At 29.3% G+C, this 26,593-nt stretch carries 24 protein-coding genes; all 24 read left to right on the top strand.

The window, feature by feature from the left end; translation table 11 throughout:
* Nucleotides 1–11 precede the first annotated feature (11 nt).
* The 24 genes from ACUSRV_RS12825 to galU all read left to right on the top strand — a co-directional run bounded on the left by ACUSRV_RS12825 (nucleotide 12) and on the right by galU (nucleotide 26,570).
* Nucleotides 12–1,232, top strand: coding sequence for a type II secretion system F family protein (locus ACUSRV_RS12825; protein ID WP_490142366.1), 1,221 nt, complete (start codon nucleotides 12–14; stop codon nucleotides 1,230–1,232).
* A gap of 16 nt (nucleotides 1,233–1,248) precedes the next feature.
* Nucleotides 1,249–2,856 (top strand): pilus assembly protein PilM, encoded by a 1,608-nt coding sequence (gene pilM, locus ACUSRV_RS12820; RefSeq protein ID WP_490142365.1) that lies wholly within the window; start codon nucleotides 1,249–1,251, stop codon nucleotides 2,854–2,856.
* Entirely contained in the window at nucleotides 2,849–3,568 is a 720-nt protein-coding gene (locus tag ACUSRV_RS12815) for a hypothetical protein (RefSeq protein ID WP_490142364.1), read from the top strand. The genes pilM and ACUSRV_RS12815 overlap by 8 nt, the downstream gene beginning before the upstream one ends.
* 14 nt (nucleotides 3,569–3,582) lie before the next feature.
* Complete coding sequence (locus ACUSRV_RS12810) at nucleotides 3,583–4,008, top strand: type IV pilus modification PilV family protein (RefSeq protein WP_490142363.1); 426 nt, start codon at nucleotides 3,583–3,585, stop codon at nucleotides 4,006–4,008.
* A gap of 23 nt (nucleotides 4,009–4,031) precedes the next feature.
* A complete protein-coding gene (locus ACUSRV_RS12805) occupies nucleotides 4,032–4,625 on the top strand; it encodes a prepilin-type N-terminal cleavage/methylation domain-containing protein (RefSeq protein WP_490142362.1) in 594 nt (197 codons plus the stop codon).
* A 16-nt stretch (nucleotides 4,626–4,641) separates the two neighbouring features.
* On the top strand, nucleotides 4,642–6,309 hold the full coding sequence (locus tag ACUSRV_RS12800) for a hypothetical protein (protein WP_490142361.1): 1,668 nt from the start codon (nucleotides 4,642–4,644) through the stop codon (nucleotides 6,307–6,309).
* A gap of 21 nt (nucleotides 6,310–6,330) precedes the next feature.
* Nucleotides 6,331–7,392: a type IV pilus twitching motility protein PilT gene (locus tag ACUSRV_RS12795; RefSeq protein WP_490142360.1), complete on the top strand. Its 1,062-nt coding sequence runs from the start codon at nucleotides 6,331–6,333 to the stop codon at nucleotides 7,390–7,392.
* Nucleotides 7,392–8,177: a prepilin peptidase gene (locus tag ACUSRV_RS12790; RefSeq protein WP_490142359.1), complete on the top strand. Its 786-nt coding sequence runs from the start codon at nucleotides 7,392–7,394 to the stop codon at nucleotides 8,175–8,177. The genes ACUSRV_RS12795 and ACUSRV_RS12790 overlap by 1 nt, the downstream gene beginning before the upstream one ends.
* A 33-nt stretch (nucleotides 8,178–8,210) precedes the next feature.
* Complete coding sequence (locus ACUSRV_RS12785; protein WP_490142358.1) at nucleotides 8,211–8,840, top strand: prepilin peptidase; 630 nt, start codon at nucleotides 8,211–8,213, stop codon at nucleotides 8,838–8,840.
* A 42-nt stretch (nucleotides 8,841–8,882) separates the two neighbouring features.
* On the top strand, nucleotides 8,883–9,443 hold the full coding sequence (gene pth, locus ACUSRV_RS12780) for an aminoacyl-tRNA hydrolase (protein WP_490142357.1): 561 nt from the start codon (nucleotides 8,883–8,885) through the stop codon (nucleotides 9,441–9,443).
* 17 nt (nucleotides 9,444–9,460) lie between these two features.
* A complete protein-coding gene (mfd, locus tag ACUSRV_RS12775; RefSeq protein ID WP_490142356.1) occupies nucleotides 9,461–12,838 on the top strand; it encodes a transcription-repair coupling factor in 3,378 nt (1,125 codons plus the stop codon).
* Nucleotides 12,839–12,880: 42 nt separating this feature from the next.
* Nucleotides 12,881–13,873, top strand: a complete 993-nt coding sequence (locus ACUSRV_RS12770) for a peptidylprolyl isomerase (RefSeq protein ID WP_490142355.1) — start codon at nucleotides 12,881–12,883, stop codon at nucleotides 13,871–13,873.
* A 119-nt stretch (nucleotides 13,874–13,992) separates the two neighbouring features.
* Nucleotides 13,993–14,532 carry a stage V sporulation protein T gene (gene spoVT, locus ACUSRV_RS12765; protein WP_490142354.1) on the top strand — a complete coding sequence of 180 codons (540 nt, stop codon included), beginning with the start codon at nucleotides 13,993–13,995 and terminating at the stop codon, nucleotides 14,530–14,532.
* 136 nt (nucleotides 14,533–14,668) lie between these two features.
* Nucleotides 14,669–16,282 (top strand): putative polysaccharide biosynthesis protein, encoded by a 1,614-nt coding sequence (locus ACUSRV_RS12760; RefSeq protein WP_490142353.1) that lies wholly within the window; start codon nucleotides 14,669–14,671, stop codon nucleotides 16,280–16,282.
* 136 nt (nucleotides 16,283–16,418) lie between these two features.
* A complete protein-coding gene (gene yabN, locus ACUSRV_RS12755) occupies nucleotides 16,419–17,870 on the top strand; it encodes a bifunctional methyltransferase/pyrophosphohydrolase YabN (protein WP_490142352.1) in 1,452 nt (483 codons plus the stop codon).
* Nucleotides 17,871–17,958: 88 nt separating this feature from the next.
* Nucleotides 17,959–18,237, top strand: coding sequence for an HU family DNA-binding protein (locus ACUSRV_RS12750; protein WP_490142351.1), 279 nt, complete (start codon nucleotides 17,959–17,961; stop codon nucleotides 18,235–18,237).
* 127 nt (nucleotides 18,238–18,364) lie between these two features.
* A complete protein-coding gene (locus tag ACUSRV_RS12745) occupies nucleotides 18,365–18,607 on the top strand; it encodes an RNA-binding S4 domain-containing protein (protein WP_490142350.1) in 243 nt (80 codons plus the stop codon).
* Nucleotides 18,608–18,662: 55 nt separating this feature from the next.
* Nucleotides 18,663–18,917 (top strand): YabP/YqfC family sporulation protein, encoded by a 255-nt coding sequence (locus ACUSRV_RS12740; RefSeq protein WP_490142349.1) that lies wholly within the window; start codon nucleotides 18,663–18,665, stop codon nucleotides 18,915–18,917.
* A gap of 2 nt (nucleotides 18,918–18,919) precedes the next feature.
* Entirely contained in the window at nucleotides 18,920–19,450 is a 531-nt protein-coding gene (yabQ, locus tag ACUSRV_RS12735) for a spore cortex biosynthesis protein YabQ (RefSeq protein WP_490142348.1), read from the top strand.
* A gap of 16 nt (nucleotides 19,451–19,466) precedes the next feature.
* A complete protein-coding gene (locus ACUSRV_RS12730) occupies nucleotides 19,467–19,763 on the top strand; it encodes an FtsB family cell division protein (protein WP_490142347.1) in 297 nt (98 codons plus the stop codon).
* A 44-nt stretch (nucleotides 19,764–19,807) separates the two neighbouring features.
* Entirely contained in the window at nucleotides 19,808–20,728 is a 921-nt protein-coding gene (locus tag ACUSRV_RS12725) for a Ppx/GppA phosphatase family protein (RefSeq protein ID WP_490142346.1), read from the top strand.
* 88 nt (nucleotides 20,729–20,816) lie between these two features.
* The gene (gene spoIIE / locus ACUSRV_RS12720; RefSeq protein ID WP_490142345.1) at nucleotides 20,817–23,186 is read left to right on the top strand and encodes a stage II sporulation protein E; all 2,370 of its coding nucleotides are present in this window, start codon (nucleotides 20,817–20,819) and stop codon (nucleotides 23,184–23,186) included.
* A 456-nt stretch (nucleotides 23,187–23,642) separates the two neighbouring features.
* Nucleotides 23,643–25,547, top strand: coding sequence for an oligoendopeptidase F (gene pepF / locus ACUSRV_RS12715; RefSeq protein ID WP_490142344.1), 1,905 nt, complete (start codon nucleotides 23,643–23,645; stop codon nucleotides 25,545–25,547).
* Nucleotides 25,548–25,655: 108 nt separating this feature from the next.
* On the top strand, nucleotides 25,656–26,570 hold the full coding sequence (gene galU, locus ACUSRV_RS12710) for a UTP--glucose-1-phosphate uridylyltransferase GalU (protein WP_490142343.1): 915 nt from the start codon (nucleotides 25,656–25,658) through the stop codon (nucleotides 26,568–26,570).
* The last annotated feature ends 23 nt before the right edge of the window (nucleotides 26,571–26,593 follow it).

The raw sequence follows: 26,593 nt of genomic DNA, 5'->3' as shown, positions 1-26,593 counted from the left end.
AAGGTATTTAAATGAATGAATACAAATATAAAGCTTTATCACCTACCGGAACTAAAGTTAATGGAATAATTAGTGCTGAGAATCTAAAAGAAGCGAGAAATACACTAAAAAGTAGAAAGTTAATAGTAGTAAATATAGAGGAAGCCAAAAATAAGAGCTCTGTTTCTTTATTTGGACTTAATAAAAAATCCTTTGGAAAAAAATTAAAGTTAAATGAAGTCAGCCACTTTTGCAAACAATTTTCAATAATAATATCATCTGGAGTAAACAGTGTAGTAGGTCTTGAAACCTTAGCAAAAAGATCAAAAAATAAAATTTTAAAAGAAGAGTTACATAAAATAATCAGCGGAATAAAAATGGGAACAACTATATCTGAAGCTATGCTTCAAGATGGATCTAAATTCCCAAAGCTACTTGGAGCTATGGTGTCTACTGGAGAAGCAACAGGTACACTAGAAGAAGTATTAAAAAGTATGTCTGTGTTTTATGAAAGGGAATATAGGATTAGACAAAAGGTAAAAAATGCATCAACATATCCAACCATAGTAGTTTCTTTAACTACAGTTATGCTGTTTATATTTTCTAGTTTTGTAATGCCTAGAATGATGGAAACTGTTATACAAACAGGGGCTGAACTTCCAACTATAACTAAAATAGTTCTAGGATTTTCAGGCTTTATGAGTAACTATTGGTATATAGTATTAGCAGTATCAATAGTAGGCTTTTATTTTTTAAGGACATATATAAAAACTCCAGCAGGAAGATACCAAAAGGATGTATTGTTAAACAAAATACCTGGAGTAAGCAAGTCTTTAGGTGATATTGTTGCTATGAGATTTTCTAGGGCATTATATCTATTTACATCTTCTGGATATCCAATGCTTCAGGGATTAGATTATATAAAGGAAAACATGAACAATGCCATAGCTGAAAAAGCTATAGCTAATGCTAAAGAAGGATTGACAAAAGGGGAATCTTTGGCAGACAACATAGAAAAAGCTAATTATTTTGACCCAATATTAGTTCAGATGATATCGGTGGGTGAGCAAACAGGGCAATTAGAAACTATTATAAAGCAGATGGCTGATTTTTATGAACAAGAAGCGGAAATAGGATTAAACAGACTAGTATCTATGATAGAGCCTATTCTGATAATAGTAGTTGGAATAATAGTAGCTGTATTAGTAATATCAATATTTTTACCAATGATGAGTGTATATGATGCAATTTAGGAGGAGTATATAGAAGATGTCGAAGCTTTATATATCGTATTATGGGGACTATGTTTCCATTGTAGAAGGGACATATAACAAAAAAACAAAAAAATATGTTGTAGAAGAAAGTATGTTTGTGCCCTTACTACAAGATGATGAAACTGGGGATAGAGAAGAACAAAAATATAATTCATTTAAAAGAGCTTTAACAGCTAAGAATTTTAAAAGTAAAAAGGTAGTTTTGTGTTTAAGTAACAATGACATAATAGCTAAAAATATAAAAATTCCAAAGGTAAGCCCTAAGGATTTAAATTCTATTATGAATATGGAAATGGATGACATTATATCTTTGGATAGAGATGAATATGTACTTTCTTATGAGGTATTAGATGAAATAGAAGAAGATGAAAACAAGATGCTAGATATATTAGTAGCTGCAGCAAAAAAAGATAAGGTCAATGAAATATTAGATATCTTGGATAAATGCAAGTTACAAGTAGAATCTGTAGATGTACTTCCTAACTCTTATATAAAGTTTTTAAAGCAAATAGATTATAAAGATATTATGATTGTAAATTCAGGTCCTTATGGGACTATGATATCTATTTATAAAGAGGACTCATTATTTATTTATGATTATATACCAATAAAAATTGATGATACATTTGATTATATGAAATCTTTAGCTCTTGTAGATGAAGCAAAAGGACTTATAAATTATTATTCTTCTAGAAATTTTGGCAAGGTAGTTGATAGTATAGTTTTATTGGGAGAAGGCGCAAACAATCCAGATATTAAAAGGGCTTTTGAGTACTCATTCCAAAGTGAAGTTATATTTGGAATAGACAAATTATATGATATAAAAGAAGATATAGAAAATATATTTAATATTTCAGATGCTAGTTTATATGTTGAAAATCTAGGCATGATGTTAAGAGGAATAGATAAAAGAACTTATGCTGAAATGAATCTAATTCCTGATGAAATGAAATCAAAACAAAGAAAGAAGAAAATTGCTGCTCAATCATTAGCTTTGACTCCAATAGTATTAGCACTTATATTATCGCCTTATATGATATTTGGTTTATTAAATAAGTCTAACACTCAAAAGCTAGAAGAACTTAAAGATGAAATTGCTATTGCCAAGGAAGATGCAAAAGAAGCGGATGACTTGCAAGAGAGAATAAATTTAAAAAAGAAAGAACTAGAACAATATGATATTCTTCTTGAAAATCAAATCAGTTGGGGAAGAGTATTAAGTGATATGGATAAAGCCATACCATATAGGGCTGAACTTACTAATTTGAGTTTTAAGTATGAAGCAAAGGCAAAAGAGGATTCACAAGATAAAAAAGATACTGAGAATACACAAGCTAAAAATAATAATGATCAGAATACTAATAATCAAGATACGGTTACAACTGAAGCTGACAAGGAAATACCTGTATATAAACAGATACCTAATGTTGTTACTATAGAGGGAAGGGTAAGAACTTCTGATTTAGTAGGTAAGTTTGTATATGGTCTAAATAGGCTGGAATATTTTGAATCTGTAAAATTGGATAATATAACTAAGGATGAGAATGGACAGAAATTTTCTATAAAGGCATATATGAAAGAAGGTGCGATTATACATGAATAAAGACATATTAAATCAAGAAATAAGCATGAAAAATGTAGCTATAATAGCACTTGTCTTAGGAGCTTTATTTGTATATGCATACCTACTTTTATATCCTAAATACACAGAATATAAATCTGTCAGAGATAATTTGAATGCTGTTGAAACAGAGTTAAATTCTTATAAACAAAAATCAATGGATATGCCAAGACTTAAAGACGAATTAGCAAATACAAATTTACAGCTAAATACTAAGAGTAGAAGATTAAACTACGATATGGAAAATGGTATGTTTTTAATAGGTCTTTCTGATTATATGAAGACTTTCAATGTTAACTTGGATGAGTATACTGTAGCTGAAGCTATAAAATACGAAACTTTCTATGCAATACCAACAACTTTAAAGGTGTCAGGAAATTATAGATATATAAGAGAAGTTATGTATTACTTAGAAGAACAAAAAAATATGACTCAAATATTAGATTATGAAATGGTTTTAGTTGAACCAGAGGAAGTACCTCAAGAAGAAGTTATAACGACAATACAACCAGATGGAAGTGAGGTAACGATTCCAACAACACCTGTTGAAACTCCTAAGCCAAATGGAGATATAACTGCTACATTTAAACTTATGGTATATTCAGCTAATGATCCTACACTTGAGTTAAATACATCAAATCCTAACAAATGGAAATCAGGAAAGTTCAATCCATTTGTTCCAACTGTAGATTAAGGATGTGTATTATTATGAAGAATAGTAATAAAGGATTTACTTTAATAGAAGTATTAGTGGCTATGGGTATTGTTATGCTCATAGCTATGGCTTTTTTTAGTATTAATAATATGAGTATTAAAGTTAATGCAAAAAATGAAAAAAATATTCAATCTATGAATATAGCTCAAAGTGTAATGGAAGATGTAAGAGGTTATATAAAAGAAGGAACGGAAATTGGTTACCCTATAAATATTATTAGTGAAGTTAACTGGACAGAGAATAAATATAACAAAGATATAACAAGTACTCAAAATATAGGTTCTAGTATATATAATACAGATGTTAAAATAGAAAGACAAAAAATAGGTAGCAGATATTTATATACAGTAACAGTCAATGTATCAGCTCCAAATAGCAATAAAAATACTAAGCTTATAACTCAAATATTTGAGATGTAGATTAAGTGTAAGGAGATATTATATTGAATAAAAAAATATTGAATGAAAAGGGATTTACGTTGGTAGAAGTAATAATATCGATATCTATACTTATTGTAATTGTATCTATAGCTTATATGATTTTAAATAGTTCTAATAAGTTATTAGATAGTCAAAAAAACATATCAAATATACAGCAAGGTATGAACTTAGCTACAAGATATTTAACTAGGGATCTGGAGGATTCTGTATATATAAAACTTAAAAATAAAGATAATGAAGAGGTTATTTTAGATACAATTCTAAAGAATACTTCACAGGATACAGTTTATTACAAGTACGAGATAGTTACTACTGAAAATAATACTATAAGCTATGAAATACAGATAAGCAAAAAGGGAGATAAATATATTTATTCATTAAATAGAATTAGTAATAATAGTACTATAAATATAATATCTAATCAATTTATAAAGTACGAAAAGATAAATGGTATTCCAAGCATAGAGACACCTTTTGAAATAAAATACAATAATAAATTATATGATATATATATAGAATATCTAGATAAAAATCAAATAAAATCCTATAAATTCAAAGTCTATAAAAGAAATGATAAAATAGAAAATGTTGAATAGGGGGGTGTAAATTCTAGTGAGGGCGATAAAAAGTAAACTTAAAAATAGTAGGGGAGCGGCTTTAATATTGGTAATCTTTGCAATGCTAATGATTACAGCAGGAGTGGGAATAGTATCTTTGCAAGTTAATAATCAAATTGTATCCAATAAAAATAGAAGCAATAAATCTGAACAAGCATACTTAGCTGAAGCAGGCGTAGAAAAAACAATAGCGGATATATATGAAGCTATAGAATCTAAATTAAAGGATTTAAATAAAGGTACAGAACCAAAAACTAATGCTGATAAGTATATTGTTTATTGTTTAAAAGAATCTCAGAAGTACTTTATAAGGGCAAACGAAAATATGCCTGAAGGCCATAAGGATATAATAAATAATCAGATATTAAAAGTTTATACTGATGAAGAACTTATAAAAAACGCAGTTGCACCGTATACAAATACAAGTAGCAGTATAAGTAAAGTATTAGATGGGGTCAATAACCTTAAAATTCAGAGCTGGTATAATGGAGTAGCTAATAATTATAAAAAAGGAATAGGCTCAAATGTTGATATGGGAGTATATTATTTAAACTTAGCTAAGGAAACATTAGGTCATATGAATAGTAGAGATAGTGCTATTCATACTTCGCACACAAAGGGTACTAGTCAAGGAAGTGAAGATAAAACAATATACTTATCGCAGGCAGAATTAGATAAAGTAACTAATGCGTTATCTATATTTAGAACTAAGGTCTATAACTTTAAAGAGAGTCCATCAGAAAGAGACTCTGTATTTAATCAAAGCTGGCTACTTGCATATATAGATACTCTAAACAAAGAATTGACTATTAGTAATATAAATAGTGGTAACATAAAATTAAATTATATCCTAGCTAAATTAGAGAAGATAAAGGAAGTTGTTAAAATCTTAAAACCTCAGGGGAATGAAGTACGACCAACAATAGATGAAATTTATACAATTGAGAATGAATTTAAAAAGGCAACAATTTATTTATCAAATAAAGAATTATTAGCTAAAGCTACTACTGAATTATCCAACTACGGCAATATTATTGGAGAGTTTGCTGAGGGTTCAGGGAAAAACAAGTTAGTAACTAAAGCGGAGGTAACATCATCTATAGGAAAGATAAGTATGCAATTAAAGGCTATTGACATAAATAATAGTACTAATGATACAATAGCAAAAGCTTTAAATGAGATATTAGATGAATTGATTAAATTACAAGTAGATGTTACTAATTTAAAGCCTAAAGGAAATTCAGAGTTATCTAGTATCGCTGAAATAAATAGTATTAAAAGGTATTTAATAGAAGTAAAATGTAATATAGTAAGAACTGATTACTATGAAAAGCCTACAGATACAGTTACTGAAGTACAACTAGGAAAGTCTAAAGAGATTCTAGTGAGTATACCTGCATATACACATTATATAGATGGAAAATCTGTTTACAAAAGAGATGCAATAGAATTTAAGGTTATTGCTATTATTGATGAGTATAGAGTTAATGGATCTACTACAGAGATTATAAGAGAAATAAGGCCTACAACTGTAGATATAGTAGCATATGATTCTAACGATAAAAATAAAACAAAGGCTAATGTTACGTTTTATACTGAAACATTAAATGATGGAAGTAAATTTATGGTATATGATCATAAGGTAAATTCTTGGGATAGATAATAATTAAAACTAGGAGGAAATATGAATATATTTGATTTACTAAAGAAATCAATAGATATAGGGGCTTCTGATATTCATATAACAGTGGGGACACAGCCTGTTGCAAGATGTAAAGGTAGATTTGTTAAATTAAGTGAAGATACAATAACATCTAAATATGTTGAATCTATGGTTAGGGAAATTGCTGGAGATAAGAACTTTTCTAGAGTACTAGAAAACGGAGAGGCGGACTTTTCGGCATCTCTTGAAACTGGAGAGAGATTCAGGGTTAATGCATATAAGCAAAAGGGAAATTATGCCCTTGCTATAAGAACTATAACATCTGAAATTCCTACTTTTGATAAGTTAGGATTACCTAGTGTTATAAGTACTTTTGCAAATAAACATAAGGGGTTGGTACTTGTTACTGGTCCTACGGGAAGTGGTAAGAGTACTACTCTTGCAAGTATAATAGATATGATAAATGAAACTCGTGAAGCTCATATTATAACTTTAGAAGATCCTATTGAGTATGTTCACAATCACAAGAGAAGTATTGTAAATCAAAGGGAAATAGGAAGTGATTCACATAGTTTTGCAAGTGCTCTAAGAGCTGCTCTTCGTCAAGATCCAGATGTTATACTAATAGGTGAGATGAGAGATCCTGAGACTATTTCCATAGCTTTGACCGCTGCTGAAACTGGACACTTGGTTTTTTCTACTCTTCATACTATTGGATCTGCTAAGACTATAGATAGAATTGTAGATGTATTCCATCCAGAGCAACAACAACAAATTAAAACACAGCTTTCTATGGTTTGTGAAGGTGTTATATCTCAACAGCTTATACCATCTAGAGATGGAAATGGTAGGGTTGCAGCTGTTGAGGTTATGGTGGCAAATCCTGCTATAAGAAACCTTATAAGAGAAGGTAAGACTTATCAAATAGGCAATTTTATACAAACAGGGGCAAAGCAAGGGATGCAATCTATGGACCAACAGTTAGTAGATTTGTATAAAGCAGGAAAAATAAGTAGAGATAGTGTTTTAAGCCGTTGTGCGGATTATGAATATACATCAAGAATGATGGGTGGAGTATATTAATGGATAGTATTATGTTATTTGGTTATATATATTGTTTTATTGTAGGAATATGTATGGGAAGTTTTTTCAATGTTTGTATATACAGAATTCCAGGAGGAGAGTCTATAGTATCTCCTCCTTCTCATTGTTATAATTGTAATACAAAACTAAGAAGTGTCGATTTGGTACCTGTATTTAGTTATTTGTTTTTAGGAGGTAAATGTAGGTATTGTAGCACTAAGATATCCTTTAGATATCCATCTATAGAGCTTTTAACTGGATTTTTGTACTTACTAGTGTTTTCAGTTTACGGTTTTAGCGTGCAGAGTATATATTATATTGTATTAACATCATTATTAGTTATAATAAGTTTTATTGATTTAGATTATTTTATAATACCTGATAAATTGCTTATTATTGGAGCTGTATTTGGACTAGCTTTTAATATATTAGGTTATGGGATACCTTTTTTAGACGGCATATATGGAAGCCTAGTTTCTGTTGGCCTTCTTTTGTTCACTTTATTAATAGAGTTTATTATAAAAAAAGAGGCTATAGGTGGAGGAGATATAAAACTTCTTGGAATGATAGGTATTTTTTTAGGTCTAAAATATACTATATTGACAATAATATTAGCTATATATATTGGCGCTATATATGGAATCATAGTTATTTTATATAGTAAGATTAAAAATAAGAAATATAATGCTATGATACCATTTGGACCTTTTATTTCTTTAGGTGCTATTATATCTCTACTTTATGGAAGCAGTATAATAGACTTTTATTTTTATTTTATAATGTAAGGTAGGAAAAGTCCTACTATTGCTATAATTATTATGATATACATAATTTTATTTGGAGTTTTAATATCTTTAGTTACAAATATATCTATATATAAGGTTTGCAAAGATATAGATAAAAATAAGACTAGAGATACATTGGTAAGTATCATCACAGTTATTTTGCTTTGTCTTGTATACAATAAATATAAAATTAGTTTTGAATTCTTTAAGTATTCTGTGCTAATATATTTCTTAATGGTAATATCTATAATTGATTATTATACAACCTATATATACGATGTGGTTATTATAGGTGGGATATTGATAGGGATGGTATTCTTAGTAATATCATATTTTTCGGGATATCAATATGCCACTTATTTGCATGGAATGGTATTCGGTATAATAACTTCAAGTCTTCTGATATTCCTAACCAAATCTATGGGATGGGGAGATGTTGAAGTATATGCACTTTGCTGTTTGTATATAGGATTTGATTATAGTTTGATTATGATGTGCTTGTCTTTTATAGTTGGAAGTATTTATGGAATTTGCAGTATAATTTTAAAGGACAAGTGCAGAAAAGATATTATTCCATTTGCACCTAGTATAGCTATATCAACGATATTAGTTGTATTAACAGAATATGGTATACTGAATTGGTATGTAAATAAAATAATTTAATGCAATATAGCAAAAAATAGAACACACGAAGGAGGAGAATAAATGTATGTAATAGTAGGATTGGGAAATCCAGGAAAACAATATGAAAACACAAGGCACAACGTCGGTTTTAATTTAATAGATATATTATCAAAAGAACATAGTATACCAGTAAACAAAATAAAACATAAGGCCTTAATTGGAGAAGGAATAATAGGCGGCAATAAGGTATTATTGGTTAAGCCTCAAACATATATGAATTTGAGTGGAGAAACTCTAATAGGTATATATCAGTACTACAAAGTAGATCCTGAGAATATAATTGTAATATACGACGATATAGATTTGGATGTAGGAAAGCTTAGAATAAGGAAAAAGGGAAGTGGTGGCACTCACAATGGAATGAGATCTATAATAAAATGCCTAGGATTTGATAATTTTCCGAGAGTTAGGGTAGGTGTTTCAAAACCCGAACACGGACAAGACCTGGCATCTTTTGTGCTGTCGAGATTCCGAAAAGACGAAATAGAAGACTTACAAGAGGCTCTAGAGAGGGCTGCATTAGCCATAGAAACTACCATAAAGGACAACTTAGATTTGGCTATGAATAAATATAATGGATAGGTGAAAGGAAGATTTCTATGAATGATGTTTTCGTATATCCTTTGCAAAATTCAAAGGAATATAAAGATGTAATCAAAACTATAAAAACTAAAAAGTCATCATTACTTATAAATGGCCTTATACCTGTTCAAAGATCTCACATAACCTATGCTATGTTCAAAGATTTAAATAAACAGACATTGGTTATAACTCACAGTGATTTAGATGCAAAAAAGGTATATGAGGATTTGGTTTTTTATGCAAAAGATAAGGTAGAATATTTAGGATTTGAAGATATATATTTTTATTATTTAGATGCTAAAGATAGAAAAGAAGAAGCAAAAAAATTAAAGGTTCTCCTAAAGCTTTCTAGAGGAGAAGATATTATATTAGTCACTTCAATTGAAGCTGTTATGAGAAAATATATGCCAAAGGATGTTTTGAGGGAAAATATATTCTCATATAAAATTGGAGAGGTAATAAATATAGAAAACCTTGTAAATAAACTTGTAGCACTAGGATATGAAAGAGTTGCAAAGGTAGAAGGATTCGGCCAATTTAGTGTAAGAGGTGGAATAATAGACATATTCTCTTTAGAATACGATAATCCTATACGTATAGAATTATTCGATGATGAGATAGATTCTATAAGAACTTTTGACGTATTTACTCAAAAATCTATAGAAAAAATAAATAATTTTGAAATAACACCTTCTAGAGAATTTATATATCCAAAAGATATAAATTCATCTATTGATAGAATGAAAAGTGATATTAAAAAAGATACATCAGAAGATATATACACTAATTTAGAAAAGATAAACAATCATATATACTTTGATGGAATTGAAAATTATATAGATTATATATATACACAAGAAAATAAAAGTATATTTTCTTACTTGAAAAAAGATGCTCTTATAATGTTTAATGATATAACTAGAATAAAAGAAAAGTGTGACAATTATATAGATGAGTTTAAGGACAATTATAAGGTAAATTTAGAAAGAGGATTAGCCCTAAAATCACAAGGAAAGCTCCTTTATCATTATATAGACTTAGAACATTTAGTTGATGATAGATTTATAATATTAAACTCACTTTTACCTAAATCTATAAAAGACTTTAATATAAAATCTATAGTAAATTTTGAATGTAGAGAAGTTCCAACCTTTAACGGAAAGCTAGAACTTATAGGTGATGAAATTAAGTATTTAAGACATAACGGATATAAGGTTATACTTTCAACTAATACTTTTGATAGAGCTCAAAAATTACATGAAGATTTATTGAATATGGACGTAGAGACTATATTATTAAAGGGAAGAGATGCTGATATAAAATCATCTCAAGTTATAATAACTTCAGGTAATATATCATCAGGTTTCCAATATAACTCTATAAAGTTTGCGGTTATAACTGACAAAGAAATGATAGGAGTTCATAAAAGAGTAAATACCGGTAAATCTAAGAAAACTAGAAAAGGTCAAAAAATAGATACATTCTTAGATTTAGCAATAGGTGATTATGTTGTACATGAAAACCATGGTGTAGGTAGATATGTAGGTATAGAACAGTTAGTTGTAAATAATACAAAAAAGGATTATTTAAAAATAGTTTATGCTGCTGCTGATAACTTATATGTTCCTATAGACCAAATGGATAAAATTCAAAAATATATAGGAGCAGATGCAGAAAAAGTAAAGTTAAATAAGCTTGGTAATAGTGAATGGAGCAAAGCAAAGGCTAAGGTCAAAAAAGAAATAGAGGATATGACTAAGGATCTTATCGAACTTTATGCAAAAAGAGAAAAGGTAAAAGGATATAAATTTAGCGAAGATACACCTTGGCAAAGTGAATTCGAATCGTTATTCCCATATCAAGAAACAGAAGATCAATTAAATTCAATAGTAGATACAAAAAGAGATATGGAAAATGATAAGGTTATGGATAGGTTAATATGTGGAGATGTTGGATATGGCAAGACAGAAGTTGCGATAAGAGCTTTATTTAAAGCTTGTATGGAACAAAAGCAAGTTGCATTTTTGGTTCCAACCACTATACTAGCACAACAACATTACAACACAATAAAAGAAAGATTCAAAGACTACCCTATAAGAGTTGAGGTATTGAGTAGATTCAAAACTCCAAAGCAACAAAAGCAAATAATAGAAGATGCAAAAAAAGGATTAGTTGATATAGTTATTGGTACTCATAGAATAATATCTAAGGATATAGTATTCAAAGATTTAGGACTTGTTGTTATAGATGAAGAACAAAGATTTGGTGTAAAAGATAAGGAAAAATTGAAGAAGATAAAATCTACTGTAGATGTACTTACCTTATCGGCTACGCCTATACCTAGAACTCTTCATATGTCATTAAGTGGTATAAGAGATATGAGTGTTATAGAAGAGCCTCCTCAAGAGCGTCATCCAGTTTTAACTTATGTTGCTGAAGGAAAAGAAAGTATAATACAAGATGCCATAGAAAGAGAATTAGCTCGTGGCGGACAGGTATTCTTTGTATATAATAGGGTACAAGATATAGATGAAAAAGCTAGTATGATAAAAAGATTAGTTCCAGATGCAAATGTTGCAGTAGGTCATGGAAAAATGACTGGAAGGAATTTAGAGAATATAATATTCGGATTTTTAAATAAAGATTATGATGTTCTTGTATGTACAACTATAATAGAAACTGGAATGGATATATCTAATGCTAATACTATTATAGTTTATGATGCAGATAAAATGGGTCTTGCACAACTTTATCAATTAAGAGGTAGAGTCGGTAGAAGCACAAGACAAGGCTATGCATATTTTATGTATGAAAAAGATAAAGTATTAAGTGAAGTAGCAGAAAAAAGGCTAAAGGCTATAAAAGAATTTACTGAATTTGGATCTGGATTCAAAATAGCCATGAGAGACTTAGAAATAAGAGGGGCTGGTAATATACTTGGGCCTCAACAACATGGTCATATGGCTGTAATCGGTTACGATTTATATGTAAAAATGCTAAATGAAGCTATAAGAAAGGTAAAGGGAGAAGATGTAGCGCAAGAACTAGAAGTAGAAATAGATTTAAGTGTAAATGCATACATACCTGGAACTTATGTACAAGATGAACTTACTAAAATAGAAATGTACAAAAAAATAGCTTCTATAGAAAGTAAAAAAGATATGTATGAAGTTGAAGAAGAACTAGAAGATAGATTTTCAGATCTTCCTACTCCTGTCAAAACATTGCTATCTATAGCATATATAAAATCTATGTGTAAGAAGTTAAAAGTAGAAAGTGTAAAGCAAGTTGGAGATAAAATATTCCTAAAACCTCAGTATGTTCACAAAACTAAAGAAAAAAATCAATACAAAATGGTTAAAGAAATTGAAGAATTATTAGAAAAGATGTTATAATTTACCTAATTGTTTTATAAAACTAAGGAAGGGGTGTATGAATTGAAAAAAATATTATCTATAATAATGGCTTCTGTGTTGGCAATATCAATGTCAGCATGTACTAAAAAAAGTCCAGTGGCTACTGTAAACGGTGTAGATATAACTTTAGAGAAGTATCAAGATACTCTTAATGCATATAAAGTTACTTTTGAAAATATGTATGGAAAAGATGTATGGAATCAGCAAGTAGAAGGAGATAAAACTCGTGGAGATGAGTTTAAAGAAGATATATTAAACAGAATGATTCAAGATGAGTTGGTCTATCAAAAATCAGAAGACAAGAAGCTAGTACCTTCTGATGAAGAAGTAAATAAGCAATACGATGAATTCAAAAAAAGTATCGGAGATAATGGAGAATATATAAAAAAACTAAAAGATGCTGGTATAGATGAAGCGTTTCTTAAAGATCAAATGAAAAAAGATGTAGCTATACAAAACTATAGTGCAGAATATATTGCAAATCTTAAAACTAGTAATGATGATTTAAATAAATATTATAACAATAAAAAAGAAGAATTTAGAAAAGAAGAGGTTAAAGCATCTCATATATTAATATCTACTCAGGATGCTGAAGGTAAGGCACTTTCAGACAAAGATAAGGCTAATAAGAAAAAAGAAGCAGAAGATATACTTGCAAAAATAAAAGCAGGAGAAGACTTTGAAGATTTAGCTAAAAAGTATTCTAATGACCCAGGGTCAGCTAAAAATGGTGGGGATTTAGGTTTTTTTGCTAAAGGGGTAATGGTTGCTGAATTTGAAAATACTGCGTTTAGTTTAGAAAAAGGAAAGGTATCTGACTTAGTTGAAAGTGAATTTGGATATCATATAATAAAGGTTACAGATAAAGTAAATGAAATTAAGCCATTTGCAGAAGTAAAAGACGAAATTAAGGAAAAAATAGAACAAGAAAAGTATAATGCACATATAAATGAAATACAAAAAAATTCTAAAATACAAAAAAATGAAGATGTTATAAAAAATGTAAAACTATAAGAATTTAATAATGTTGGAAAAAAAACCTATATATTTCTATATATAGGTTTTTTTTGCATATTTTTTTTATAACTGGTAAAAAATATATTCAAAGTTATTTATGGAGGGATGAGCATAAAATGAGAGCAACAGGAATAGTTAGAAGAATAGATGATCTTGGAAGAGTTGTTATACCAAAAGAAATAAGAAAAACTTTGAGAATAAGAGAAGGAGACCCTCTTGAGATATTTACAGCTAAAGATGGAGAAGTGATACTTAAAAAGTATTCCCCAATAGGTGAATTAAATGAGTTCTCTCAAGAGTATGCAGAAACCCTAGGAGAAACTGTAGGGCATGGTGTTTTAGTAACAGACTTAGATAGTATAATAGCTGTATCTAAACTTCCAAAGAAAGATTATAAAGAAAAAAGTATAAGTAAAGAATTAGAAGATATTATAGAAAATAGAACAAGCTGTTTTGTAAAAGACAACAAGATAATCCCTATACACAAAGATGACTCAATGGAATACAAGCAACAGATAATTATGCCTATAATAAGTACATCAGGAGATTGCATAGGATCGATTATACTAGTGGCTAAAGAAAATGATAACTTAGTAGATAGTGATGAAAAGTTATTAAAGGTCGCTGTTAACTTCTTAGGTAAACAAGTTCAATAATATCAAGGATTGGAGACCCTAAAAGAAGGGTCTTTTTTCCGTTCTTTTTTCACCTAAAGAACATATTATATTGAAGTAATAAACATTAATATGGTATATTAGAGTTTGTTATCTATATAAATATGGAGGGAATACTATGAGTACCAAATCTAATAAAGATTCATTTTTAAAAGGTGCATTCATACTTGGGTTAGCTGGTATCGTAGTTAAGATAATAGGTGCTTTCTTTAGAATACCCCTTGGAAACTTAATAGGAGCTGAGGGTATGGGGTATTATCAAGCAGCATATCCTGTGTACGTATTATTCTTAACTTTAGCAACAGCTGGGTTCCCAACGGCATTGGCAAAGTTAGTATCAGAAAAAATAGCTTTTGGAGATTATGTAGGCGCAAATAAGGTATTTAAAGTGTCTCATAATGTGTTATTTATAACTGGGATAGTTTCATTTTGCATATTCTTCTTTGGGGCTAATTTTATAGTTAAAGATATACTACATAACCCTAATGCATACTATGCTATGTTAGCTATAGCACCGTCATTATTATTCGTACCTGTAATGTCTTCTTATAGAGGATATTTTCAAGGTAGAAGAGAAATGACACCGATAGCCTTATCACAGATAAATGAACAGTTTATAAGGGTTATTTTAGGCCTTGGATTAGCTTATGTGCTTATGAATACCAAAGGGTCACAATTAGGTGCTGCTGGAGCAATATCCGGTTCTACCTTTGGGGCAATAGCAGCAATGGTATATTTAATCTGGATTTACTTCAGAAAAGGTAAGATTATAAAAGGTGAGATAAAAAGCGCTAAAAAGTTTAAACCTGAAACTACTTGGAGTGTACTAAATAAATTACTTGTAATAGCTATTCCAATAACTATAGGAGCTTGCGTTATACCGTTGGTTAATACATTAGACTCTATAATAGTTATAAGAAGACTTGAAGTTGCTGGATATAGTTATGCACAAGCTAATGCATTATTTGGTCAATTGACAGGTATGGCTATGTCAATAATAAATATGCCAGCGGTTATAACAGTATCTCTTTCTATGAGTTTAGTCCCTGCAATATCTCAACATTATGCTATAGGAGATTTAAAAGCAGCTCAAAAAGAAATAAAAACAGGGCTAAAGGTTACTTTATACATGGTATTGCCAGCTGCATTTGGATTAGCATCGCTTGCCACTCCAATAATGCAGTTATTGTTCCCTAATGAGCCAGCGTCTATAGGAACTATACTATTTGTATTAACTCCTTCAGTAGTATTTTTAGGATTAATACAAACACTTACAGGGGCTCTACAAGGTATGGGCAAACCTATGATACCAGTTTTGGGGTTGGTAGTAGGAATGGCATTTAAAGCGGTTATAAGTTATGTTTTAACAGCTATACCAGAAATAAATGTAGTAGGGTCAGCACTTGGTACAATAACAGCTTATTTAATAGCAGCTGCTGTAGACATATACTATGTCAAAAAATATAGTAAGGTTAAGTTCCCTGTAAAGGAATTTATAATTAAGCCATTTACAACTGTTATAGTTATGAGTTTAGTTGTTGTTCTTGCTTATATGGGTCTACAAGGACTTATTGGCAATAAGATAGCAACTGTAATATCAATAGCTATAGGAGCATTAGTATATTTAGTAATGATATTTGCAATAGGTGGAATATCAAAAGAAGAGCTACTTAAGATGCCAAAAGGAAATAAATTATATAAACTACTTAAAAAAGTTAAATTAATGAGATAAATTAGAATATATATATGTAGATATTGGAAATACTTATATAATAAGTATTTCCTTTATTTTTGAGCAACGGACCTGCCTCTCAAGGTCGTTGGCGATATGAGCGTAGCGAATTTTAGTAATACAAAGGAGTGGGATTATGAGTAAAATCACCATAGTAGGACTTGGACCAGGAGATTACAATCTTATTAGCCAAGGAGCATTAGAATCTATAAAAAATAAAGAAAACGTGTATTTTAGGACAGTGAAGCATCCAATAGTTCACCAGTTTGATGATAGCATAAAATATCAAGGATTAGATTGTTTTTATGAATCTGAAGATGACTTTGAAAAGGTATATGAGAGTATATCAAATTTTATTATAGAAAAAGCTAAAGATAATAATATAGTATATGCAGTTCCTGGACATCCTAGGGTCGCTGAGAACACTGTTTCAATTATAGAAGGCAAAGCTAAGGAAAATAATATAGAATTAGAAATTATACCGTCTATGAGCTTTGTAGATGCAATGTTTAACTATATAGGAGTAGACCCTGTACATGGATTTAGCCTTATAGATGCACTTGAGATAAAAAATTCATATATAGACACCAAAAGCTCAACTATAATAACTCAGGTTTATGATAGGTTAATAGCTTCTAATGTAAAGCTATCTTTAATGGAATATTATAGTGATGAACAAGAAGTATGTATAATTAGGGCTGCAGGTGTTAAGAATGTAGAGAAAAAGACATTTGTTAAATTATATGAATTAGACAGAAGTGAAAACAACTTTGATTATTTAACTAGTTTGTACATAGCTAAATCTAATGAAAAGATATATAATAATGTATCTGACTTAGAAAATATAGTTTCTAGATTAAGAGCTCCAAATGGATGTCCTTGGGATGCAGAACAAACTCATCATAGTCTTAAAAAACATATAATAGAAGAGGCATATGAGCTTGCACAAGCAATAGATAACGATGATATAGACGAAATGATAGAGGAACTAGGTGACATACTTTTACACGTAGTATTTCATGCAGAAATAGGACAAGAAAAAGGATATTTTGATCTAAAAGAAATTATAGCATCTATATGCAATAAATTGGTATATAGACATCCTCATGTATTTGGTGAAGCTAAATATGAAAAAGACGAATACGACAAAACATGGGAAGAACTAAAGAAAAAGGAAAAAGGAGAAAAAACTGTAACAGAAAGTTTAAAAAGAATACCAAAATATCTTCCTGCATTGACTAAAGCTCATAAAGTTCAACATAAAGCTGCATTAGTTGGCTTTGATTGGGATAATATAGAAGATGTATACAAAAAAATACAAGAAGAATATAAAGAATTACTTGACGAATGTAAACTTGGGAATATACAATACATACAGGAAGAATTAGGAGATTTAATATTTTCTATAGTAAATCTGGCTAGATTTTTAGATTTAGACCCAGAAGAAGCTTTGAATAAAACTACTCAAAAGTTTATAAATAGATTTAGTTTTATAGAAGATACTGCTTTAAAAAGTGATATTCAACTAGAAAATATGACGTTAGAAGAGATGGACAAACTCTGGAATGAAGCTAAATTAAAAAAATAATCTAAAAAAGAGGAGTTTTGTAAAAAAGCTAGAATTTTACAGTTATGTAAAAACAATAAATTAACATACTTTTAGGGAGGTAACTATCGTGAACAAGGCTGAATTAGTAACAAAAATATCTGAAAAGAGTGGATTAACAAAGAAAGATGCAGAACAAGCATTAAACGCTTTTATGGGCGCAGTTGAAGAAGCATTAGTTTCTGGAGACAAGGTTCAATTAGTAGGATTTGGTACTTTCGAAACTAGAGAAAGAGCTGCTAGACAAGGTAGAAATCCAAGAAACCCAGAAGAAGTTATAGATATACCTGCTTCTAAGGCTCCAGTATTCAAAGCTGGTAAAGGCTTAAAAGACACTATAAACGCATAATATTATAATAACTAAAGTGTGGGGTATACCACACTTTTTTTATATTAAGGAAATTTTAATTTCCATCATATAAGCTTGAGCAAGGTCATTGGCGACATGAGCAAAGCGAATTTTAGGAGGTTAATTTATGAGATTAGATAAATTCTTAAAAGTATCTAGAGTTATAAAAAGAAGAACTGTAGCAAAGGAAGCTTGTGACAAAGGTATAGTTAGTATAAATGGAAAGGTAGCAAGAGCCTCTGCAGAAGTAAATATAGGTGATATACTAGAAATACAATTTGGAGAAAAAAAGGTAAAAGTAAAAGTATCTGAAGTAAGAGAGCATGTACTTAAAAATGAAGCTAAAGAAATGTATGAGATAATAGAATAAATTTAGAACTCACCTCGTATATTATAAGGAGAAAATAATATACGGGGGGGATATTATGGAACATAATGTGACTATGAAAAACAGAAGTGATTTAGTTGTGTCTGGGGTAGAACACATATATTCCTTTAATGATAAGAAAGTAGAAATAAGGACAGTTGCTGGAGATCTTGTAATAGAAGGCGAAAATTTAGACATGGGAAAGCTAAGTATAGATGATAAGATAATATCTGTAAAAGGAACTGTAAATTCAATGGCATATACTAAAGCTAAGAAGCCCCAAGAAAGCTTTATAAAAAAGGTATTTAGATAGTTATGATGCCATTTACAGAGGATATAGCAGTATTTCTAACAACTATATACGGTGGAATAATAATAGGACTTATATATGATTTTTATAGGGCAACCAAGAAAAATTTTAAGATTCCAAAATTATTCACAATAATCCATGATACTGCATTTTGGATTGTTATAACCATACTAGTATTTGTAACAATAAACTTAATAGAGTCGTTTGATTTAAGATATTATCATTTTGTGGCTTTAGGAATAGGGTATTTAATATATTTAAATACAATAAGTAAGTATATATTGTTGTTTTTCACCAAATTATTATATTTAATTACAAGTACTATAGTAACCATTGTGAAATATCTAGTCGCTATTTTAACCAATTTGTATTACGTTACCATCTACTCTATACACCTACTATTTGATATTATATTTTATATACCCAATTTAATTTTAAATTTCAGGCGCAAACAAAAAAGTAAGTTAAAAATTAAAAAGCCTAAGAAAGACAAAGTTAAAGGAAAAAATAAAAAATATAAAAAAAGTAAATTTTAAAGAGTGGGTGGGGGAAATGAACAAAAGAAAAAATTTTACAGGTCAATATGCTGTTGTTTCAATATTTTTAGTATTGACTGTTTTATCTATGGGATACGGTGTTGTAGATCAGGCTTTAAAAGTAAGAGAGTATAAGGAAGAAATGAAGTCTTTAAGATCTCAAATTAATAAGGTGGATGAAGATATAAGAGAATTACAGGAAAATAAGAAGTATATAAACGAAGATGAATACATAGAAAAAATAGCGAGAGAGAAGTTAAACATGGTTAAACCTGAAGAAATAATATATATAGACATAAACAAAAAGGAGTGAGAACTCCTTTTGTTTTGCGAAATTTTAAATAGGAGGTACGAAAGATGAGATTAGGTGCTATAGATATAGGAACTAACTCCATGAGGCTTTTAATAGCAGATTATGTTGATGGAAAGTTTTATAATAGACAAAAGTTCGTAAATACAACTAGAATAGGCCAAGATGTAGATAAAGAAGGATACATATCCAATGACGCAATAAGTAGAAATATAGATGCATTAAAAGAATTTGTAGATAAATCAAAAAAAGAAAACTGTGAATATATATATGCTATAGGTACCTCAGCTCTTAGGGATAGTAAAAATAAAGAAGAATTTCTTAAATTAGCGAAAGAAGAAGCTAATATAGAAGTTGAGATAATAGATGGGAAAAATGAAGCTAATTTGGGGTTCTTAGGTGTATTACATGGTTTAGAAGAAAAAGATAATATATTAGTTATTGATATTGGTGGAGGATCTACTGAATTTATAGTTGGGAATAAAGAAGGAATAATATTTTCTAAAAGTGAAAATATTGGAGCTCTCAGAATGACAGAGAAGTTTTTGACTATAGACCCGACAGATGAAATAGAATTTGAAAATATGGAAGGCTTTATACAAAAGAACATTGAGGATACACTAAAAAATATAAAAAATAATACTATATCAAAGTTAGTTGGTATAGGCGGTACAATAACTACTTTATGTGCTATGAATCAGGAATTGGAAGTTTATGATATGGATAAAATACATAACAGTAAAATATACATAAAAGAATTAGAAAATATTCTACAAAAAATTAAAAAAATGACAATAAATGATAAAAGAAGATTAAAAGGATTGCAGCCAAAAAGAGCAGATATTATAACGGCTGGTGTAGGAATATTGGATATAATAATGAAAAATATGGAATTTGATAAAATAATTGTAAGTGAATTTGATAATTTAGAAGGATTAATATGTCAAAAGGTAAAAAATATGTCTTAATTTTCTCAATAATTCACTACTTATTATGACAAAAAACTTTCTCCCTTTTTGTTACAATTTGATTAGAAACAAAAGGGGGGATTTTTATATGCAAAAAAGCATTGCTATAAATACTAAAGGATCAATAAAGACAAAGGATTTACCAAAATTCAATCAAATTAATTCAACGGTTATAATATTATCTCTTATAGGATTTCTTTTAAGTAGGGCTGTTATAGTAGATACAGTTGCACCACTGGGTATAGCCTACTATCTCTATATATCTAGAGTGAAAAAATATAGTATACCGGTATTTTTATCTGTAGCCTTAGGTATAATGTCTACTGGAAATATTGGACCACATACTATAAAATATATTGCTGCACTTATGTTAATAGGATTATTGACAAAACCTATAAGAAATATAACTTCTATATTCAAGGTTGCATTTATAGGTTTGGTAGTAATGATTATATCAGCTATGGGACAAGCATTTATAAGTGGGAGTTATATATATGATATTATAGTTGCTTTATTTGAAGGGTTAGCTGTATTTGCATTAGTCTATATATATTCATTTGGTGTTCCTCTTATAATAAAGAGAGATATGAGAGAGAGTATATCAAATGAAGAGATAATAGCACTATCTGTACTAATAACATTGAGTATAATGGGAATTGGAAATTTAGATATATTTGGAATATCAATACAAAAGGTATTATCGACGCTTCTTATATTAATATTCGCTTATACAGGTGGAGCATCTCTGGGTGCCTCTACAGGTGTAATAATAGGATTAGCAACAATAGTAAATGATATATCATCTTCTTTATATATAGGTATATACAGTTTTGCTGGATTACTTTCTGGAGGATTTAGTAAAATAAATAAATATTTAAGTATATGTGGTTATATAATAGGGTGGTCAATAATAATGATATATACTCAAGGATCAGCAGACTTAATATCAAGTTTAAGAGAAGTAATACTTGCTAGTTTGATTATGTTATTAATACCAAATGAAAAATTAGCATACATAGAAAAGTTCACCAAAGGAGTTTTAGGAAGTTATCAAAGTGCAAATGATCATATAAAAAGAGCGAAAGAAATAACTAATAATAGATTGATAAGCATGTACAAAACATACGGAGAGCTTGCAGATACCTTTGATAAAGTAAGGGAAAAGGATAGAATATTAGGACAAAAAGATATAGCAAGTGTTATAGATATGATACAGAATGATGAATGTAGACAATGTGGTATGAAAAGAAGCTGTTGGGATATGAAATTTAACCATACATATACAGCATTTACAAATATACTTCAGATACTAGAAGAAAGAGGAAAAATAGACTATAATAATCTGCCATATAGTTTTAACAAATCTTGTATAAAGCCTGAATCGGTGGTAAAAACAGCTAATCATTATTTCAGATTGTTTGCATTAGATTATGACTGGAATCAAAGACTTGTAGAGGCTAGAAGATTAGTATCAAATCAAATAAGATGCATATCTAGTTCTATAGAAGATCTTGCAAATGATTTACAGACAGGTATGGAATTTGATTTACAAATGGAAAATGATATTTTAGTAGAATTAGATAGAAGTAATATAGGTGTTAATAAGTTAAACTTCTTAAGAAAAGAAAACGATGATTTTGAAATAACTATAGAAAAAGAAACTTGCTATTCAGGTTCTATGTGTGATGAAAAACTTATAAACATAATATCCGAGGTAGTTGGATGTAAACTTTCTGCCCAAAAAGTTGGGTGTAGTTCAATAGGAGATAGATGTAAGGTTACTTTAAGTAAGGCTCAAGAATATAATGCTGTAACAGAAGTAGCATATATGTCCAAAGATGGTCACATATATTGTGGAGATAATTATACCTATATGGAGATATTTGATGGCAAGTATATGGCTGCATTAAGCGACGGTATGGGCAAAGGTAAAAAAGCATTCGAACAATCATCTGTAACAATAGACATATTAGAAAAGATGATGGAATCTAGAATAAAAGAAGAATTAACAATAGACACTATAAATAATATGTTAATGCTTAAATCATCAGAGGAAATGTTCTCGACTCTTGACTTAAGTATAATAGATCTTAAACAAGGAGAACTTGAAACTGTTAAAATGGGAGCTTGCTCAACGTTTATAAAAAGAGATAGAGGAAATGTGGAAGTTATATCATCTTCATCGTTACCAGTTGGAATAATATCCGAGGTAAAAGTAGATAGGGATAAAAGAAGAATAAAAGACGGAGATTATATAATAATGATGTCAGATGGTATAGTTGATGCAGGAAAGGATAAAAGCTTAGGAGATAACTGGCTATATTCATATATAGATAAAATAAATACTACAAATCCAAAAGAAATTTCTAAAATGATATTAAATTATGCACTTGATATTCAAGATGGGAATATACAAGACGATATGACTGTACTAGTGACTAAGATATGTAAAAATTAACATAGTAATCCACAAAACTGTTGATAAAGATGTTAGTATTGTGGATAAGTTAGTAACAAATTTTGAAGCATAGTATTTGCTATGGAAAACGCTTTACAACTAAGTTCGACATTAGATGATAAAATTAGAACTTAGTTGTAAAAAATTTTTTTTGTGAATAAGTTAATTGAATATGGGAAACATATGAAATTTATGTGTTTTTTGAGGAAAACTATTTAAAAAATGTGGATAATGTGAATTAATTTGTGCATAAGTTTATGAATAAATAAATAATATTATGGGTATAATATGGCTATAAATGTTGAAATTTCTTTTTTTTATGTAGAAATTTGCATGTGAATATGTGGATTAATATGTGTATAACATATAGATGTAAGTAGAGCGAATAATTGAATAATATATGATATTTTAGCCATCCTATATACTAAGTATACTTAGAGAAAGGATGGCTTTTTTATGAATAAAAGTAAACATAAATTGCTAAGTATTCTTCTTGTTGGATTGCTATCTTCTTTTATGCTAGTAGGATGCAAAGAAAGTTCTCTAGATACATTTAATCCTCAAGAGGGTACTGGAAAAACTAATGAAGATAAAAAGCAAGAGAATAAAGAAGTTAAACCAAAAATCGACTATACAAAGTATATATGGAATTTAACTGAGCTCTACAAAAGTGATAATGAATGGAATACTGATTTAAAAAAATTTGAAAAGGATATGAAGGAACTTGAAAATTACAAGGGAAAATTTACTAAGTCTCCTACACATTTATCTTTTGCACTTGGAATAAAGGAAAAATTAGATATAAAAGAAGAGAAATTATATGCTTATATAAATTTGAAAAAGGATGTAAACAAAGCTAATTATAGATATCTAGATATGACAGAAAAGTTTAAACAACTAGATATAGAATATAGCAAGATTTGTTCGGATTTAGAATTAGAAATAATAAAAGCCCCTGATAGACAAATACAAAAAATCATAAAGGATAAAAAGATATCTAAAAAATACGGAATGTATGTGAAAGATATAATGAGAAACAAAAGTAGATATCTTAAGGAAGAAAGTGAAGATATATTAGGACTTACGGGAATGATTTCTACTATTCCTAAAGATGTTTATGAATTATTTACTAATATGGATAAAAAGTCAACATTGACTCCTGCTCAATACTCAAAAAACTTGCAGTCTACAGATAGAGAGTTGAGAAAAAAGACATTCCAAACTGAATTTGTATTATACAATGACAATATAAATACTATATCTGGGTTACTTGCTGGGCAAGTAAGTAAAAATATATTTTATTCTAAAGTAAGAGATTATGATTCAGCTATGGAGATGTATTTATCAAGTGATGATGTAAACCCTAAGGTCTATAATAATTTAATAAGTTCTGTAGATAAAAATTTAAAATATTTACACAAATATGTAGAGTTGAGAAAAGAAGTTCTAAAATTAGATAAGGTATATTATTATGATATGTTTGTTCCTCTAACTAAAGAAGTTGAACAAAACATACCTTATGAAAGGGCCCAAAGTATAATATATTCAGCTTTAAAACCTTTGGGAAAAGAGTATAATGATACTCTATATAAGGCTTTTAATGAAAGATGGATAGATGTATATTCTAATAAGGATAAAGTAAGTGGTGCTTACTCTGCATCAGTATATTCAACCCATCCTTATGTACTGTTAAATTATAACGGAACTCTAAATTCCGTATCAACACTAGCTCATGAATTAGGTCATGCAGCTCATGGATATATGAGTGCTAAAAATCAAAATTACACTAATTATCATCCATCTATAGTTACTGCAGAAGTAGCATCTATAACTAATGAATCTTTATTATATGAGTCATTAATAAAAAATGCTGCTAATAAAGAACAAAAGGCATATTATATAAGCCAATATTTAGATTTAATAAAAGATACTTTATATACTCAGACAATGTATGCTGAGTTTGAAAAAATAATACATGAGAAATCTCAAAAAGGCGAGCCTATAAATGTATTGGTCATGAATGATACATGGGGAGGTCTTCTTAAAAAGTACTATGGAAAAGATTTTGAAGTAGAACCACTAGCTATGGTAGGATGGGCTAGAATACCACACTTTTATAACAGTTTCTATGTTTATAAGTATGCTACAGGATGTGCAGCAGCTATTAGTTTCTCACAAGATATATTGAACAACTCAAAGGGAACTGATAATTATATGAAATTTTTATCAAAAGGTGGATCTAACTATCCTATAGATATACTAAAACAAAGTGGAATAAACTTAAATAGTGATAAACCTATAGAAAAGACACTTAATAAATTTGAAAGTCTAGTAAAAGAATTAGATACTCTAATAAAGTAAATAATATATAAAAATCCTTTTCTATAATAGAAAGGGATTTTTTATAGTGAATACAATCAATGTATTTGATATAATTAAATAGATAAAGTAAATTTTGGAGGTAATATAATGTTAAAGACTGTAAGAAAAGCAGTAATCCCTGCAGCAGGACTAGGGACTAGGTTTTTACCTGCGACAAAGGCTCAGCCAAAAGAGATGCTGCCTATTGTTGACAAACCTACTTTACAGTACATAATAGAAGAAGCTGTTAATTCCGGAATAGAGGAAATACTTATAATAACAGGAAGAAATAAAAAGTCTATAGAGGACCATTTTGATAAATCAGTAGAACTTGAATTAGAGTTAGAACAAAAGGGAAAAACAGAGTTATTAGAGATAGTACAGAGTATATCTAATATGATAAATATACATTATATAAGACAAAAAGAGCCTAAAGGATTAGGAGATGCTATATATTGTGCTAGACATTTTATAGGTGATGAACCTTTTGCAGTCATGCTAGGAGATGATATAGTTGATGCGAAAAAACCTTGTCTAAAACAACTTATGGATGCCTATGAGGAGTATAGAACTACTATATTGGGAGTTCAAGAGGTATCAAAACAAGATACAAATAAGTATGGCATAGTAGGGGTTAAACATATAGAAGATAGAGTTTATAAAGTTAAGGACTTAGTAGAAAAGCCAGAGCCAGAAAAATCTCCTTCAAATATAGCTATATTAGGAAGATACATAATAACTCCTGAGATATTTGACATACTTGAAAACCTTCCTCCAGGAAAAGGTGGAGAAGTTCAATTGACTGATGCTTTAAAGGAGCTTGCTAAGAAAGAAGCTATGTATGCTTATAATTTTGAAGGAAGAAGATATGATGTTGGAGATAAATTAGGATTTTTACAAGCCACTGTAGATTTTGCTCTTAAGAGAGAAGATTTAAGAGATGGATTTATTAATTACTTACAAAGTGTAGCTTGTGAATATAGCAAAGTAGACAATAAAAATAAAGAAAAAATAGAAAAATAAGAAAAAATGAGGGGTGGGTAATC

The sequence above is a fragment of the Sporacetigenium sp. TC11 genome, from assembly GCF_058146105.1.
This window is presented reverse-complemented; position numbering and strand designations above follow the sequence as displayed.

What these genes read in the sequence shown, in the direction of transcription:
- ACUSRV_RS12790 (WP_490142359.1), top strand. Translation starts at nt 7,392, where the DNA reads ATGGATAGTATTATGTTATTTGGTTATATATATTGTTTTATTGTAGGA.
- spoVT (WP_490142354.1), top strand. Translation starts at nt 13,993, where the DNA reads ATGAGAGCAACAGGAATAGTTAGAAGAATAGATGATCTTGGAAGAGTT.
- ACUSRV_RS12795 (WP_490142360.1), top strand. Translation starts at nt 6,331, where the DNA reads ATGAATATATTTGATTTACTAAAGAAATCAATAGATATAGGGGCTTCT.
- mfd (WP_490142356.1), top strand. Translation starts at nt 9,461, where the DNA reads ATGAATGATGTTTTCGTATATCCTTTGCAAAATTCAAAGGAATATAAA.
- ACUSRV_RS12815 (WP_490142364.1), top strand. Translation starts at nt 2,849, where the DNA reads ATGAATAAAGACATATTAAATCAAGAAATAAGCATGAAAAATGTAGCT.
- pth (WP_490142357.1), top strand. Translation starts at nt 8,883, where the DNA reads ATGTATGTAATAGTAGGATTGGGAAATCCAGGAAAACAATATGAAAAC.
- spoIIE (WP_490142345.1), top strand. Translation starts at nt 20,817, where the DNA reads ATGCAAAAAAGCATTGCTATAAATACTAAAGGATCAATAAAGACAAAG.
- pepF (WP_490142344.1), top strand. Translation starts at nt 23,643, where the DNA reads ATGAATAAAAGTAAACATAAATTGCTAAGTATTCTTCTTGTTGGATTG.
- yabN (WP_490142352.1), top strand. Translation starts at nt 16,419, where the DNA reads ATGAGTAAAATCACCATAGTAGGACTTGGACCAGGAGATTACAATCTT.
- ACUSRV_RS12740 (WP_490142349.1), top strand. Translation starts at nt 18,663, where the DNA reads ATGGAACATAATGTGACTATGAAAAACAGAAGTGATTTAGTTGTGTCT.
- ACUSRV_RS12810 (WP_490142363.1), top strand. Translation starts at nt 3,583, where the DNA reads ATGAAGAATAGTAATAAAGGATTTACTTTAATAGAAGTATTAGTGGCT.
- yabQ (WP_490142348.1), top strand. Translation starts at nt 18,920, where the DNA reads ATGATGCCATTTACAGAGGATATAGCAGTATTTCTAACAACTATATAC.
- ACUSRV_RS12730 (WP_490142347.1), top strand. Translation starts at nt 19,467, where the DNA reads ATGAACAAAAGAAAAAATTTTACAGGTCAATATGCTGTTGTTTCAATA.
- ACUSRV_RS12785 (WP_490142358.1), top strand. Translation starts at nt 8,211, where the DNA reads ATGATATACATAATTTTATTTGGAGTTTTAATATCTTTAGTTACAAAT.
- pilM (WP_490142365.1), top strand. Translation starts at nt 1,249, where the DNA reads ATGTCGAAGCTTTATATATCGTATTATGGGGACTATGTTTCCATTGTA.
- ACUSRV_RS12825 (WP_490142366.1), top strand. Translation starts at nt 12, where the DNA reads ATGAATGAATACAAATATAAAGCTTTATCACCTACCGGAACTAAAGTT.
- ACUSRV_RS12760 (WP_490142353.1), top strand. Translation starts at nt 14,669, where the DNA reads ATGAGTACCAAATCTAATAAAGATTCATTTTTAAAAGGTGCATTCATA.
- ACUSRV_RS12745 (WP_490142350.1), top strand. Translation starts at nt 18,365, where the DNA reads ATGAGATTAGATAAATTCTTAAAAGTATCTAGAGTTATAAAAAGAAGA.
- galU (WP_490142343.1), top strand. Translation starts at nt 25,656, where the DNA reads ATGTTAAAGACTGTAAGAAAAGCAGTAATCCCTGCAGCAGGACTAGGG.
- ACUSRV_RS12725 (WP_490142346.1), top strand. Translation starts at nt 19,808, where the DNA reads ATGAGATTAGGTGCTATAGATATAGGAACTAACTCCATGAGGCTTTTA.